The organism is Metabacillus sp. 22489 (assembly GCF_052044855.1).
Classification (GTDB): domain Bacteria; phylum Bacillota; class Bacilli; order Bacillales; family Bacillaceae; genus Metabacillus; species Metabacillus niabensis.
Genome location: NZ_JBQENT010000042.1, coordinates 1 through 15,186 on the forward strand (window position 1 = coordinate 1; position 15,186 = coordinate 15,186).

Consider the following 15,186-nt stretch of genomic DNA (forward strand, 5'->3'; position numbering starts at 1 on the left):
TCAATTTCCCCACTGAAACCACTCCTTTAGCTTTATACTTATTATTCTATCAAATAAAAAACTGTGTGAGTAAGGAACCGTACGCATTCCTTACTTACACAGTTAATATTACACTCCCTTTATTTATTAGGGAGTAAATTATATTATCCTTCATTACCCTTATTATCTATTCCCAATCGTCTATCATTCATCTTTCTAACAATTTCTTTTCTTTCCTCTTTTGAAAGGTTAGTATACTTAGACGTTTCTTTATATAGCTTTTCAACATCCTGTTTAAGGGAGCAAGCACTTAAAAACAAAGTACTTATGATAACGATTAGCAGAATACATCTTTTTTTATTCACTGCGAAAGCCACCTTTTCCATATGAAATTATCCATTTAGAAAATTCCTAACTTTAGGGATTCTTTTAATGATTAGCCAGTCTATCGCAAAAACAACGAGAAGTGATAAACCAACTAAAGGAAACACGATTCCGAGAATGATCATCAATATGAGGAAGAGCTTCATTTTCTTTGCACTTATAGCTTTTGGTGCACCTAATCCTTTTTTTGGCTTTCGTTTCCACCAGAGATAAAATCCACTAACTGCAACAAGAATAATCCCTAAACAAATAAGCAGGCTAATGATTTGGTTAATGAAACCGAATTGAGTGCCTTTATGTAGCGTGATTCCCCAAGCAACGATTTTTCCTATTAAACCGTAGTTGTCATATCGATAATCAGCGAGAACGGCACCAGAATATTGGTCAATATGGATAGTCGCCTCATCTTGTGCTTTTGGAGGAAAAGCAGATAAAGTAAAGACACCTTCTTTTTCACTTGGGAAAATCACCGTATAGCTTGGATGCATCCCCTCTTGGTCAGCGATATCAACAACGTCATCAATTGAAATTGGCACAAAGCCTTGAATGTCTGATTTAGGCACTTCCAAGTTTTCAGCAGCCCAAGGAACATCAGCTATATCCTTTGTTTTTACGATTGATTCAGGTGCATCACCAATCCAAACAGATGGTGGATATCCTGCTCCAGAATTGGTGACAATTGTTTGGAATTGATTCCCCCAAAGACCAGACCAAGGTAATCCTGTCATAATCAGAAATAGCATTCCTGCTGTTATCCAAAATGCAGGTACAGCATGAAGGTCTCTTCTAAAAATCTTTTTCCCTTTCTTTAATCTTGGGTACAGAACACCTGATAAATCCTTTCGCTTCCTTGGAAACCATAAAAAAAGACCGGTAACTATAAGGACAATCGCCCAGCAGGCAGCTAATTCAACAATTCGATCACCTATCGTCCCTGCCATTAACTCGCCATGGAATTCTTCAATCTTATCCATGATGCGATCTTCATTATTTAATTCTCCAAGAGACTTCCCTGTATATGGATTCATAAAGACTGTCAATGACTCGTTATTGGAAATGATTCCTACTTCACTTGAACGTTCAGCATTTTCACCAGGACGATATGTTGTTACAACTGCATCAGGGTATAGCCTTTTTACTTCTTCAATTTGCTCTGCAGCCGTTATTCGATCTCCTTGTGGGGTAACTTCGTAATAATCTTGATATAGGACTTGTTCAATCTGCGGCTTAAATAAATAGATAGAACCAGTAATTGCTAGAATCATAAGAAATGGAGCAAAAATAATTCCAGCATAAAAATGCCATCTCCACACCACTTTGTATAGGGAGGCTTTTGCATGATTTTTATTCATTTTCTCTTGATTATGACTAGCTGCATCAACTTTCATAGACTCCATGCTTTTCCCTCCTTACTTTTTATGACAGCAAGTTTCACTTTGCATATCTTCCATAAGCACTTGTATAGCTTCGGCAAAATGATAGATTCTCCCACCGAATCCCATTTGGAACTGTTTTGCCTGCTTCATTGATTCAAAAACAATGACCTGTGGCTTGCAGCAATTCAAATGAAGATCTGCATCCAAAAGAAAGATGGCTGTTTTCGCACTTATTGTTGTATCCTTTAAAAAATCATGACAAATCATCTGTGAGACATCATTTTCGATAGCCTTATATCGTAGAAGAGCACAATGTGGACAACACGCTTGCTCTATTCGCTGATCCTTTTTTATCAATTGGACGGAAAATCTTGACCGTGCATCTTTATAGCAGTAAGAGCATCGATTTGAAGAAAGATCTGTCTGTGTAACAAGGGTAATACCATTTGACGTTTTTAAAATCTTTTCCTGGGCAATTAAAGGTTTAATATCCCGATAAACAGTCATTTCCGATACTTCTAGTCTTTTACTAATTTCTGAAACTCGCAAAGTTCCCTCGTTTTCCAGCCATGTTAAAATTTGTTGTTGTCTTTCAATTGGTAACATTTTACCCCTTCACTCCTCGTTAAATTCTCCTGCTATTAAGTATAAAATAAAAATAGACTTACACATGATAGAATGTGTGAAAAAATGTTGAACTTTAACAACCGGATGGTTTTTATGTGTAAACAAAATCACCCTTTTAAAGCAATCGCTTCAAAAGGGTGATTTTGATAAATTAGATGAACTTAGTATACTGCCGATCGTCTATACTATTTTTCTTCCAATAGCATTTTCCAGTAATCAGCTAAATGTATCATTACATTGCTCATCAATAAAGTCCTTTGCTGATTTGTAATCAATACCTTTAGATGATATACTTTATGTTACAAATTGAATTAATTCCTATTGTAACATTCGCCTTTCGAGGTAGGCTCTCACTTTGAAACGCTTCTTTACAGAAGTCTCAATATAGCCTAACTAAAAACTTTTTTAAAGCTGCTTCTCCATTACAACGGTTTTAACTAAATATCCATTCGGGTTTGTTACTGCCTCCTCTTTTGTAACTCTATAACCTAAAGATTCATATAAACGAATATTTTTAGGCAATGATGCTCGAACTCGACATTCCAGCTTCATCATCCTATTTTCTTTAGCATATGTTTCAAGCCACAATAGCATTGCCTTAGCGATTCCCTTTCCTCTTGCAATAGGTGTTACAGATACTCTAGAAAAATATAAGGAATCCTCAGTTTTTGTAAATCTTGTAGAACCAAGTGGCACTCCATCTACCGCGCACAGTAACGCCTGTTCAATACCGCTATTAAGTGAAATTTGGAGCATCTCTATCGGTTCATTTAATGCACTTGAAGGAACATCTAGAAACCGATACTCCTCAAACGCCTCTAGCATAATTCTATGAACAATCGGAATCTCTTCCTCAGTTGCTAACCATAGTTTTGTGTTCATCCTCTCAATCCTCCAAGCTGTAATTCTTCATATATATTTTGAATATTATAACATTTTAGAGGACATTTCTTATATAAGTAATGCTAGAAAGGATGTTTCAAATACCATATGCAGAATTTTCCGTAAGTCTAAACATAGATTTCAGTACCTATTTACTAACTGTATATATTGGGTGGTTATCCAAATATGACAAGTATGTAATTAAAAGTTGGACATAATAAGGGAAAGGAGGTTGTTGTAATGATAGTTCCTTCAGATATACAAAACTTAATTGACCAAAAATACAAAACACTGGACGATACCCATACAAAGTTGAGTCAAATATGGGCGGATCATATTGTGTTTTCTTTTGGCTGGTTTACAAGTTTATTTTTAACGGTCGTTCCGTGGATAGTATGGTTTATATTTAGAAATAAGGATAGCCAAACTCGTCTACTATTAGGTGGGCTTTGGGCAATGCTAGTATCTTCATGGTTAGACTACATCGGGGTAACCTTGGGCTTATGGAAATACTATAATAAACTGGTTCCAATTATGCCAGATTATTTTCCATGGGATTTTTCACTTATGCCAGTTACGATTATGTTTTTTCTACAGTTTAAGCCAAAGGTTCGTCCAATTATTAAAGGTTTAATTTTTGCGGCTATGACAGCATTCCTAGCTGAACCCTTATTTTTTTGGCTAGGATATTACGAATACCGAGGTTGGAATTCCATTTGGTCCTTCCCTTTCTTTCTAGTTATTTATTTAATAAGTCATAAATTGGTCCATAGTCATGCTACAAAACCTCTTTTTTAAATTCTCTGAAGTATATTAGTTATCTTTCCTACAATATGGAACGCTATTTTAAAGGAAAGTTTAAGAATATTGGTTTAAATTTGTTTAACCAACCCAAAAAATCTATTGTAATATGGGTTAGATAGAGAGCTTTTTTATCTTAAAGTAGCTATATCAGACATTTAATTGAATTGAATTCATCCTAATCATATGTAAATTAAATTACAGGTATCTGTATGTATCATTTTGTTCTTAATAGGGACATACAATTTTGAGTTTGTGAAGATATGTACCTACAAGAACGGGTTCATTTGTTGAATAAAAATCCAGTATTCTAATAAAGAAAACTCGCTAATACTATGAACTGCACCCCAATTGTTAGACACAATTAACAATTGGGGTGCAGTTCAACTATAGCGAGTTTTCTTTACTTATAAGCCAATTAATAGTCAAATCAACTGTCATTTCAGAACTATTTTTCGGAAAAGCAGGAAACCTTTATTAAGAAACTTTTTTCCAACTATGTACAGTAATTTCGAGAAAGCACCAGCACCTTTATCTCCTAATTAATACTGACAGTTCACCTTCAAAAACTTTTTCATCTTTTTCATTGTATGTGGATAACAATACAGTAAGAATTCCTGTTAGACTTCGATTTACTTTCTTATCAAGAACCTTTACGATCGTATATAATTCATTCCCTGGAAACACTGGTTTTAGAAATTTTATCTGATTCATTTCCGTGCCAGCAATAATATCTTCACCATGCTTACCTTCTTCGATCCAAAGCTTAAAAGAAATCGCTAAAGTATGGATACCTGATGCAATGATTCCATTAAATCTTCCCTGCTTTGCCTTTTCCTCATCTACATGCATATATTGCGGATCAAATTCTCTCGCAAACTCCATAATAGTTTCTTTTGTTAATTGGATTGATTTTGTTTTAAACTCCTGACCAATTGCAAACTCTTCTAGCTTCATCATAACACCTTCACTTTTTCATTGTAGTGCTTTAGCTTATCTCAATCTATCGAATAAGCAAACCCTCTTGCTTAAACAGATGTATTAGCTAAAAAATAAATACAGTTTCATTCCACCCCATACTGCAAAAGCAAGCCAAATCATGATAATTATTGAGCCAACTATCCAGTTTTTCGGCTTACCCTCCTTCATCCTTTGTTCAGCCAAAGCTTCACTGTCCCATAATACATTCTTCGGAATCATTTTTAGTGCAAGCAATATCGCAAGCGGAATGAGAATAACATCATCTAAATACCCAAGGATCGGGATAAAATCCGGTATGAGGTCAATCGGACTGAACGCATATGCGACGACACAAGCAGTATAGACTTTTGCATACAAAGGCATTCTTTCATCCTTACAAGCAAAGTAAAGAATAAAAATCTGCCGCTTTAAGCTTTTCGCCCAAGCCTTTATTTTGTTTATCATATTTAACCCCTATTAGCATCAAGAGTACATTTCTAAAAACTGATATTTTTCAAAAAATCCATCTCTTATTATTGTAGAAATAACTAGCTAAATAAGCAAATTACACGAAAGTAATCGTATCTATAATTAAGCCAACGATAAGCGCAGAGGCTATGATTAAAACGCCTGTTCCTTTTCCAACTTCCTTCTCGGTAAGCTTTGATCCTTCAAATAACCAGAATAAAAGGATAAGCGGTATTGGGGCAATTATATATTGCCAGAATCCTAAACTATCAAAAAGAGAAAAGTAACCTACGACCTGAAACAGATACATTGCACAGAAATATAATGGAAATGATAATCTCATCATCTAACATACTCCTCTTCCTTATGTCCGGTGTCATCTATTTTATATACTCAAGTAATGTCTTTGGGACTTGTTCAAAAATTAATATTTCAGGTTCCTTATATGGCTTTTCCTTCAAGTAGCCATCAACAGTCATCATGCTTTCCCAATATTGTTTTACTAGCTCCTCCTTTGAAGGTAGTCCCTTAGTAAAGTAGCCACCACCAGTCTCTGCTTTCATATATTCATCCTCAACATAAGCAAATAAATCATCCGATAGCTCCTGATTGAATACGAAAATTTTGTCACTAAATAGTGGAAATCTAAAATAAGGTTTTGCTGATGGGACGAGCTCAGCACCAAATGCGATTTTAAAATCAAGCCATTTTGGAGAGGTTGCTGGTCTCAAAAGCTCAGTGATTTCAGGAAATAAATCGCCACCATTTGTGTACCTCCACGTTGCAGTACGAATGCTCAAGCCGCTATCTAGAGCATTTTGTGGACTTATGTGAATATCGCTATTTTGCTCGATGACTGCATGATATAAATAGAAACGAATCCCTCCTAACCTATCCGTATATAAACCTTGTTTCCTTTTATAAGTTTTTACAATCACTCTATGAAAATAGCGTCAATCAAGATAGATTAACGCCATACTAGTTGAATGTCATTAATTAAATAACAGATAAAGAACAACAATGATGACAACAAGAAATCCACCTATTGTCGGGGTTCCATAAAAGGTTCGATTCCAGGCATCATCAGTATCAATTTTGCTTTTCTCACGATTTTCTTTCCCTTTCCTCACACCTATTCCCCCATTCCCTTAATAGCCGCTTAATTGACCTTTTAAATGATGGATAGCGTTTATGCAATAAATCGAAAATCATTGTTTATCATCTTAGCAAAAACATACCTTTTTCCTTATTATACCATATAGAATAAATTTATCTGATTGGTAAATTCAAAAAGAAACACAAAAAACGGCATTCGCTTTTGAATACCGTTCTGGACATAATGTCAAAACATTGTTATAAATTAACAACTAAATGCTTTCTCCGATACACACTTAATACAATTCCTATAAGAAGAGAATTTAAGAGAGTTGCGTTTAATCCATAGCTAATAAAAGGGAGTGACATCGATATAATCGGTAAAAAACCAAGAATCATTCCAACGTTGTACACAAATTGGACGGAGAGTAATGAGCATATTCCTAGTATCAGTTGTTTACCGAATGGGTCTTTTATTTCCGTTGAAACAACGATTAATCTAAATAATAATAACGCAATTAGAGCCAAGAGGAACCCTGCTAAAATCCACCCATAAAAATACGTAATATTAGCAAAAGCGAAATCTGTTGTCATGTCAGCCGTAAAACCGTGTTGCTCTTGATTTCCAAACAAACCACCCTTTGATAGTAAATCCTTTAACATGATATACATATAACCCGAGCCTTTGGTGTCATCATAAGGATTTAAAAATCCGAGTAATCTTTGCTTATGATATCCACCGGCAAACAAATAGAAATATGCACCGATCAAAATTGGACCTAAAAAAGCGACAATGGTTGAATAAATTGCCTTCTTACTAATTGAACTACAAAACAATAAAGCTAGTACCATGACTGAGTAAATAAATGCATCCGTAAAACTTGGTAAGCGCAAAAACAAAAATACAGAGGGTAGGTAAACACCTAATACTACGAGCAGCTTAGGCTTCTCCTTAGATAAATAGAAAGCCCAAAATACTAAAAACAGCGGCAAAAGTGAACTCCCACTAATCATAATGACAACAAGGCTAAAATACCCAACTCCATTAACTATTACATTTGGTAAATAGTTAAGAACAAGCAATAATCCAAACGCCACTATTAAAAAAAGCCAGCCTATGCTTTTTATTTTTCTATAATCAATAAACATAACGATAATAGTTGTGATAATCCCTAATACAATAAAGATCAATTGTTTAGACAGTAGATTTATCGAGTAATGATCTACATTTACATGTGGGAGCAAACCCATTAAAATAATGATGATAAAAAGTCCAAAAAGTTTCCAATCAAAAATAGGACGATATAGCTTATTAAAGTGAATTCCTAGATCTGTAGGACTCCCCATTTTCTTGATAGCTTTTTCTTCAGCATCAGTTTCACTCTCTCCCTTTGCCACTAATTCTGCCTTGGACATTTTCACATGATAGTTTAACTCCTTGTATACGACCTCCTTCGCTTCTTTTGATTTTATGTTTTGCAATACTTCCGCTAAAAAACGCTCCTTAAAATGACTCATCTTCTTTACCTCTCCAATATCTCTTTTAAAAAATAGGCTTTGCCATCGCTTTTAATTTCAAGCTTTTTCAGTAATTGCATCCCTTTGTTATTAAGCCGATAATACTTAACATCAGGTTCTTCCCAGTATGTATTCAAGTAACCCTTATGCTCAAATTTATGCAAATACATATATAGAAAGCCCTCATCATTTTCGAATTTTCCAATCCCCCTTGCACGGATTAGTCTACTCAACTCAAAACCTGATCGCTTTTGCTTTAATAGCTGAAATACGGCTAAAAGGAGCTCATCTTCAGTAGCTTCAGGTAGCTGTCTTATTTGCTGTCTAATCGTTTTTTTTTGTTCTTCGGTAAAATTTAAATCCTTCAATACTGTACTTCGCATTGCATTTTTTAGCTGCTTTAAACGCTCTTCCATGCTTTTCCCTCCAAGCGATCTTTTAAAATTTCCTTTGCTTTCTTAAGCCTTGTTTTAATCGTATTTTGATTCACATTTATTAAATTGGATATTTCCTTAATTGTTAGTTCCTCAAAATAGTATAAATACAAAACTTCCCTATATGTATCTGGTAAACCCATTACTGTATGAACTAATTGTTCATCCTCATATTTTTGAATAACTTCATGTTCAACCACTCTTTCTCCACTTGATGTACGTTTTGCTTGTTCATCAGAAATAATGATATGTTTATAATGCCAGCTTTTTAGATAGTCCTTGCAATGGTTTATAGCGATTCTCCATAGCCACGATTTTAAAGAAGACCTTTTTTGATACTGATCTAATTTTTGATAACATTTCACAAAGATCTCTTGAGTAAGGTCTTCGGCAATCTCTCGGTTACCAACGTAGGAATAGGCTAGGTGCAATATTGAATTACCGTATTTGTCCATTAATTGATCTAATACTTTTTCTCTGTCATTTATGATAATGTCCTGAGTTATACTCTCTTCCAAGGCAATCTGCTCCTTTCATACATTAGACGATTAGAGAGCAATAAAGGTTTTTGCTTTCTTTAAAGTAAAAGAGCCTGGACAGCGCCATGCTCTGATTTAACACTTATTAGATTGTATAGTGTAAATAAAAAGCCTTCCTCTAAAGCATTTTGCGAACAAATTTGTTATAACGCTCTTTTGCTCTATTACTTTATAGTAAAAATAAATAAAACCAAGCTTTAACCTTATATTTCTTTACGAAATTAATGACATAAACTTTCACTCTAGTTCATTCTTCTTTTTAATCCATTCCTCTAATGTCATCATGCTAAAATCTTCGTCAAAGTCTAATCTTAACGGTGTGATTAGTTCGATTGAATTTCCATCGGGATCATCAAAGTAAATAGCAGCATGTGCTTGAGGATTGTTCGGTAAAACAAGTGGTTGATTCTCAGGTGTAAACCCAAAGGCGGTTCGTACTAAAATGCCTCTCTGCTCTAGCCATTGCTTTGCTTTTTTTATGTCCTCAAACTCAACCTTAAACGCAATATGCCTTAAAGAGGCATGATAAGGTGTTTTCACTTTATCAGTTTCCCAAAGTCCTAACCAGCTTTCTCCTTTTTCAATCCAGAAAAAGGCTAGCTTATCACTCTTATAAGCTATTTCTAGCCCTAATTTTTTATAAAATTCTATTGAACTTGTAAGATTGCTCACAGGCAAATGAGCCTCATATAAACCTTTTATGATGTCATTCTTTTCGTTTTTCAGATTCCTTTTTTCTCTTATCTCATTTACTTTAGGTATCTTTTTAAATGTAGCTAGTACATCATCAATTAGTCGTTCACTCGTATAAGCTCCATTACCTTTTTCAAATAGATTAAATCTAGCGTATATTATTTTTAAAAAGGCCTTTGCATCTTCTTCAATTAATTGGTCAATTGCATGAATTATCGTATCAAACTCATTAGAATTTCCTGACTCCTTCAAGGTAAATCTCCACCTTTCTAAAACCAATTCATAACCTGAAATTTTTTCCAATTCCAAACTCACAACACCTAAATATAATAAATCCCACAAAAAAAGGCAATAAAAGCAATAGTCCTCTCTTAATTATGCCAACCTTTGTTTCAAGAATTTTTTATAGAGAGAAATGCGAAATAGTTGTAGATCTACTTGTTTTTTGGATAGTATTAACGAAAGTGCAGGGCTAACATTTGAAGTCTTTTCATCAAATTTTCATAAATAGACGTTATAATAAGCATTAATTACGTCGAAGTTTATAAAGGTGTTATTGAATTGAACTACTTTTAGTTTCGAATAACATATTCTCTAAATTCGTAATGAATTAAAATATAAGACAGGAGTGTCATGATTGCCGAAAGTACAAAATATTGTTGCATTGCTTTTGGTTGCGGGTGGTTTTTGGTATTTTTATGGGGGACCCTTTCAACAAGATGGGATTCAAGGAGTCGTTAATGAGATACGTACTGATATTACAGAGATAAAGGAAAATCCTGAAGTAATCTCTGCTGTAAATAAAGTGAGTAATGGAATTCAGCTGATGTTTCAGGAACTGATGCAAGCTTCACCGGAAAAGGAAGAGGAACAACAACAAGTTGTCGATCCTCCTAAGCTAGAAGCTCCGACCGAACAGTCCTTTTCTGTTCATAATGTAGAAATTGGTGATACACGTTCAGAAGTTGAACAGAAAGTAGGAACAGCAAAACGATCATCCCTAAATGAATATGGGGTAGATTGGGATGCATATCATGAAAATTACCAGAATTTCTTCATGGTCGCTTATGATGATGAAAATAAGGTAGCCGGCTTATATACAAACCAGGATTTAGTATCAACGAAACTGGGAATTTCCTTCGAAAGCCCAAGAGACGCGGTTCTAGCGAAAACAAATGAACCACTTACAAGCATTCAGAAAGGATTCGTATCTTATCAAATTCAAAACAATGAAGAATATGATACATTCCTGATCGATCAAAATTATGTAACCATCTTTTATGATAAGCATGAGAATCATACTGTGACAGCGATACAAATTATTAGTGAGGAGCTTGAAAACCAACGAGAAAATTTCTATCCTGTTCCAAGTGAAAAGTTAAAGGAAGGCTTTGAATACCAATTGTTTGATTTGACTAATGCTGCAAGAGTGACACATGGCCTTTCCGTACTTAGCTGGGATGAATCTGTACGAGAAACCGCTCGTGACCATAGTCAGGATATGGCAGATAACAACTACTTTAGCCATACCAATTTAGATGGAAAATCTCCGTTTGATCGGATGACTGAAGACAATATTACGTATCGAATGGCTGGCGAAAACCTTGCCACAGGGCAAACTAGCAGCATCTTTGCCCATGAAGGCTTAATGAATTCACTTGGTCATCGCGAAAATATACTGCAAAAAGATTTTGAACGGCTTGGAGTCGGTGTCGCGTTTAGTTCAGAGGCTCGTCCGTATTATACAGAAAACTTTTTAACGAAGTGATTTGTTGTTACGCTGTGTAAAATAGAATTTGAACGATTACCCAACTAATCGCTATTAACTGGCTGTTAGTTGGTTTTTTGAAGTTTTTAATGTACCTTAGAAATAGTATCTTTTTAAGAGAAGCTTGCTTAAACAATTAAATAAACTAGTTATTATATAAACCAAAATGGTGGTTATAAAGTCTCTTAATTTTACAACCACCTTCATTTAACTTCCATCGAAATACAAACCCACCTCACGCAATTAAAAGTCTTGAATGAAATCTAAAGGATTTCGTTTTCGGATGCATTTATAATAAACTGCACAAAAAATATTTCTTCGAGCTTTAGTGAATTACAACATAACATTTAACATTATTTTTTAATAGTTGAAATCCATCAAAGCGATTCACAGATTGTGAATCGCTTTTTGTTTAGGATACTGTATATTTTTTAATCTATAATTATTAAAAACGTGACGAACTTATTTTAATTCGCGTCTAAGTGTGTAAAAAAGGGGGAAGAGATTTGGAACAGGAGGAATTAACGGAATGGTTTGATAAATATGGTCAAGCGATTCTTACCTTTATACTTTTAATGGTGCGAGACTATCAACAAGCAGAGGATTTAACACAGGAAACTTTCATAAAGGCATTTAGAAATCAACACCAATTTAAACGAAAATCATCAGTGAAAACGTGGTTATATTCCATTGCACATAATGTGACAAAAGACTATTTTCGGAAAAAACACCCATTAAGACATTATTTAGGTTTAACAATGAGAGAGGCAGACGACAAGCCCATCCCAGAACAAATTGTAACAATGAATGTTCAAAACGAGCAATTATATAAGTCAATTCAACAATTAAAACCCTCTTATCGGCAAGTAATTATATTACGGAAGCTAAAAGAATTTTCAACAACAGAAACAGCCCTCATCCTAAATTGGTCAGAAAGTAAAGTGAAAATGACGCTAAAAAGGGCGTTAGTTGAATTGAAGAATCAATTAATAAAAGGAGGGGTTACGAATGAACTTTTCTGATGAACAATTTAGGGGCTTAGAGGAAGAACTTAAAATAACAGAAAAATCGAAAGCTCAACTTAGAAGTAGAATTTTACAAAACGTTGATAAAAGGAAAAAAAGAAATTTCAAACCATATAGATGGATTACTGCCGCTATATGTATGCTGCTTATCATCACATCACCGTTCTATTCGAAAACAATGGCAAAGATAGTAGAAAAAATCTTACCAATTTCAATCAATTCTAGTTATTCAAATGGTCAAGATAATCCCGATATAAACGAACAACTTTTTGAATTAGTAGAAAAGGAAGGATATACGGTTAATTCTGTAGGGACAACATTGTCTCCATATACAATTGAAATTTCTCTCATTTTGAAGGACTCAACATTGAAACAAGCTAAAGATGACCTCGAACCGAAAGTAAGAAATTTATTATATGATAATGGCTACGACGAATTTAAATTAAAGGTTTCAGAAGCACCTGAAATACCTGAAACACATTCAGATGAAGAAATAAACCGTCTTTTTGATAATGCACGTGAGATTGTAAAGAATGTATTTACATCATATGGATATGCTGAAGAAGCTGATTATGAATTAGCAGGACTTAAGTCTACAAATATTCTTATACTTGATATGCCAGACCATATTCAAGAATCAACTGACATCATTTCGGATATCAAAAAAGAAATAGAGGCACAAAATTTACCAATAAAGGATATTGAAGTAAATACTTTTAACCTTGAACATCGCAGACAAGATGAACGCTGGGGGACTATAGCAACTGATATCTATGATTCAATGGAAGGGAAATCTACCTATCAACTGACAGGATTATCTTATATTGTAAAGAAAGGGCATACTTATGTTGATATTAAAACGGATTTTGAGAAACAGCCATCTGAAGAAATTAGAAGTTACATTGAAGTGAAGATACAGGAATATTTATCTTTACAGGAAACAAAAGAACAGATACAAAATGATAAATATACAATTCAGTTCTTGTTAAAGAATGGAGAAACCTTTCTAACAATACAAAATTGAATTTAAAACCAAACACTCCTATTGATTGGAAGCGTTTGGTGTTGTTATGAAAATAGAGATTGTGATGCAGTTTACTTTAACTATAGGGTGCGATACTTCAATTAAGAAGTATCGCTTATTCTAGTTCAACTAAGTGGCCGTTTAGTGTAACAAGAAAATAACTTTTGGGTTGAAAAAGAATAATAACACTATTCTTTGCTTTTTCACTTTTTTTCTGAAACCATTTATTGAATGCTTGCAGTCCCAGTTCCTTGTTGTAATTTTATTAGTATTTTTTTAAGTTTGGAAAATACCTAAATGACATAGAGAAACGATTCAAAGATTGAAGAGCCAGTCTGGAAGGTTAGAAGGTTTGCCTGTTTCCAAGTTTGTCATATACATAAAAAGAAAATAATTCGCAAAAGATACAATAAAGTCAAACAAATACAGGGATAAAGAGATGGATTAAAAAAATTAAATATATTTAAGATGTAAGGGAGTTGATTTGAAGAATGGATTTTAAAGAAGGAATAAAACAAACTGAAATTGGCTACGAACAACTAATTAAAGCGAATAAATTGATGTCCGAAGCAGTCGTTAATGACTTTATGTTTACATGGCAATGGTGGTTTGGGCTCGGACTGTTTATTATTCCTTGGATAGTTTGGTTTCTTTTAAGAGATAAGGAAAGTACAGGTCGGCTTCTAATGGGAGGCTTTGCAACCATCATTTTATCACTAATCATTGACCTTATTGCCTTATCCTATGGGTTGTGGTCTTACCCGATGAAATTCTTACCAATATCTCCTGTATTATTTCTCCCCTATCATTTATCTTTAGCTCCTGTTTCAGTTATGTTAGTTCTTCAAATTAAACCAAGAAATAGGCCACTTTTAAAAGGGTTAATTTTTGCTGCAATTGCAGCTTTCGGAGGGATGAATTTTTTTGCATTGATTGATTTTTATAATCCAAAAGGATGGTCCACAATTTATGACTTTTTTATTTTTTTAGTCATTTACTTTGTAGCCTATTGGTTTAGTAACATGGATAGTTTTAAAAAATTACGAAATGGCTCTTAAAGCATGGGAAGTTATTCTTATTCTTTTCGGTCAGAAACTCAATCTCTCTCTAATAGTGAGGTGTCGTCTCATAAACTGTTACGTTTCGCCCTCTTTTGATCTAGCAGGAGACATGCTTGAACTAGCACTAGAGTTTTTAAATCCAGAGGCTAAGATGATCCACACTAAGATCAGATGGCTAAGTACCAGAAAACTCTTAAAGACAGGAATATTATACAAAGCATGTCCAGAAAGGGGAACTGTCTCGATAATGCCGTTATCGAGAACCTCTTTGGCATCCTTAAGACAGAATTCCTTTATCTCAGAGAATTTGTGGGTATTGAGCATTTTATACAGGGATTGTACGATTATATTTATTACTACATCAATTATAAAAGAAAAAATTAAATGACCTGAGACCAGTAGTAGAATACCGTATCAGGTCATAAAGTAAATATATATGTCTAACTCTTTTTTGGTTCAATTCAGACTATAGCGAGTTTTGCTTTGTTATATGCTAATTACAATACAACGACTGTCTATTCAATACATTTTTTAGAAAAGCACCTTGAAACG

The 15,186-nt window shown here is 34.1% G+C and carries 18 protein-coding genes and 1 pseudogene; 6 read left to right on the plus strand and 13 right to left on the minus strand.

The features are described from left to right. Positions 1-143 precede the first annotated feature (143 nt). From ACTJJ9_RS20145 to ACTJJ9_RS20160, 4 genes are all read right to left on the minus strand, one after another. Positions 144-344 (minus strand): hypothetical protein, encoded by a 201-nt coding sequence (locus ACTJJ9_RS20145; RefSeq protein ID WP_440768843.1) that lies wholly within the window; start codon positions 342-344, stop codon positions 144-146. A gap of 27 nt (positions 345-371) precedes the next feature. After that, positions 372-1,760 carry a PepSY-associated TM helix domain-containing protein gene (locus tag ACTJJ9_RS20150; RefSeq protein ID WP_440768844.1) on the minus strand — a complete coding sequence of 463 codons (1,389 nt, stop codon included), beginning with the start codon at positions 1,758-1,760 and terminating at the stop codon, positions 372-374. A gap of 12 nt (positions 1,761-1,772) precedes the next feature. Next, entirely contained in the window at positions 1,773-2,345 is a 573-nt protein-coding gene (locus tag ACTJJ9_RS20155) for a DeoR family transcriptional regulator (protein WP_145584900.1), read from the minus strand. Between the two features lie 426 nt (positions 2,346-2,771). Next, positions 2,772-3,248 (minus strand): GNAT family N-acetyltransferase, encoded by a 477-nt coding sequence (locus ACTJJ9_RS20160; RefSeq protein ID WP_145584902.1) that lies wholly within the window; start codon positions 3,246-3,248, stop codon positions 2,772-2,774. A gap of 240 nt (positions 3,249-3,488) precedes the next feature. Between ACTJJ9_RS20160 and ACTJJ9_RS20165 the strand changes: the two genes are divergently transcribed. Next, on the plus strand, positions 3,489-4,046 hold the full coding sequence (locus ACTJJ9_RS20165; protein ID WP_145584904.1) for a CBO0543 family protein: 558 nt from the start codon (positions 3,489-3,491) through the stop codon (positions 4,044-4,046). A 534-nt stretch (positions 4,047-4,580) separates the two neighbouring features. Here the strand turns inward: ACTJJ9_RS20165 and ACTJJ9_RS20170 are convergent. The 9 genes from ACTJJ9_RS20170 to ACTJJ9_RS20210 all read right to left on the minus strand — a co-directional run bounded on the left by ACTJJ9_RS20170 (position 4,581) and on the right by ACTJJ9_RS20210 (position 10,065). After that, positions 4,581-5,006 carry a MaoC family dehydratase gene (locus ACTJJ9_RS20170; protein WP_145584906.1) on the minus strand — a complete coding sequence of 142 codons (426 nt, stop codon included), beginning with the start codon at positions 5,004-5,006 and terminating at the stop codon, positions 4,581-4,583. 84 nt (positions 5,007-5,090) lie between these two features. Beyond that, positions 5,091-5,474, minus strand: coding sequence for a YkvA family protein (locus ACTJJ9_RS20175; protein WP_095301878.1), 384 nt, complete (start codon positions 5,472-5,474; stop codon positions 5,091-5,093). A gap of 100 nt (positions 5,475-5,574) precedes the next feature. Beyond that, positions 5,575-5,823 carry a hypothetical protein gene (locus tag ACTJJ9_RS20180; protein ID WP_145584908.1) on the minus strand — a complete coding sequence of 83 codons (249 nt, stop codon included), beginning with the start codon at positions 5,821-5,823 and terminating at the stop codon, positions 5,575-5,577. A 34-nt stretch (positions 5,824-5,857) separates the two neighbouring features. Next, positions 5,858-6,415 carry a hypothetical protein gene (locus ACTJJ9_RS20185; RefSeq protein ID WP_255452020.1) on the minus strand — a complete coding sequence of 186 codons (558 nt, stop codon included), beginning with the start codon at positions 6,413-6,415 and terminating at the stop codon, positions 5,858-5,860. 54 nt (positions 6,416-6,469) lie between these two features. Then, the gene (locus ACTJJ9_RS20190; protein WP_186324324.1) at positions 6,470-6,607 is read right to left on the minus strand and encodes a hypothetical protein; all 138 of its coding nucleotides are present in this window, start codon (positions 6,605-6,607) and stop codon (positions 6,470-6,472) included. Positions 6,608-6,830: 223 nt separating this feature from the next. Then, positions 6,831-8,090, minus strand: coding sequence for an FtsW/RodA/SpoVE family cell cycle protein (locus tag ACTJJ9_RS20195; RefSeq protein WP_145584910.1), 1,260 nt, complete (start codon positions 8,088-8,090; stop codon positions 6,831-6,833). Between the two features lie 5 nt (positions 8,091-8,095). Next, positions 8,096-8,506, minus strand: a complete 411-nt coding sequence (locus ACTJJ9_RS20200; protein WP_145584912.1) for a PadR family transcriptional regulator — start codon at positions 8,504-8,506, stop codon at positions 8,096-8,098. Next, positions 8,491-9,042, minus strand: a complete 552-nt coding sequence (locus ACTJJ9_RS20205; RefSeq protein ID WP_095301883.1) for a sigma-70 family RNA polymerase sigma factor — start codon at positions 9,040-9,042, stop codon at positions 8,491-8,493. The genes ACTJJ9_RS20200 and ACTJJ9_RS20205 overlap by 16 nt, the downstream gene beginning before the upstream one ends. A 258-nt stretch (positions 9,043-9,300) precedes the next feature. Beyond that, the gene (locus tag ACTJJ9_RS20210) at positions 9,301-10,065 is read right to left on the minus strand and encodes a VOC family protein (protein WP_412964586.1); all 765 of its coding nucleotides are present in this window, start codon (positions 10,063-10,065) and stop codon (positions 9,301-9,303) included. A gap of 328 nt (positions 10,066-10,393) precedes the next feature. On the opposite strand from ACTJJ9_RS20210, the gene ACTJJ9_RS20215 reads away from it, so the two are divergent. From ACTJJ9_RS20215 to ACTJJ9_RS20235, 5 genes and pseudogenes are all read left to right on the plus strand, one after another. Further along, the gene (locus ACTJJ9_RS20215; protein WP_095301884.1) at positions 10,394-11,524 is read left to right on the plus strand and encodes a CAP domain-containing protein; all 1,131 of its coding nucleotides are present in this window, start codon (positions 10,394-10,396) and stop codon (positions 11,522-11,524) included. A gap of 506 nt (positions 11,525-12,030) precedes the next feature. Beyond that, complete coding sequence (locus ACTJJ9_RS20220) at positions 12,031-12,546, plus strand: RNA polymerase sigma factor (RefSeq protein WP_145584914.1); 516 nt, start codon at positions 12,031-12,033, stop codon at positions 12,544-12,546. Next, complete coding sequence (locus tag ACTJJ9_RS20225) at positions 12,533-13,573, plus strand: DUF4030 domain-containing protein (RefSeq protein ID WP_145584916.1); 1,041 nt, start codon at positions 12,533-12,535, stop codon at positions 13,571-13,573. The genes ACTJJ9_RS20220 and ACTJJ9_RS20225 overlap by 14 nt, the downstream gene beginning before the upstream one ends. Positions 13,574-14,064: 491 nt before the next feature. Next, complete coding sequence (locus ACTJJ9_RS20230) at positions 14,065-14,631, plus strand: CBO0543 family protein (protein WP_095301887.1); 567 nt, start codon at positions 14,065-14,067, stop codon at positions 14,629-14,631. Positions 14,632-14,802: 171 nt separating this feature from the next. Next, a pseudogene (locus ACTJJ9_RS20235) lies at positions 14,803-15,018 on the plus strand (IS3 family transposase); the annotation flags it as partial. Positions 15,019-15,186: the final 168 nt, after the last annotated feature.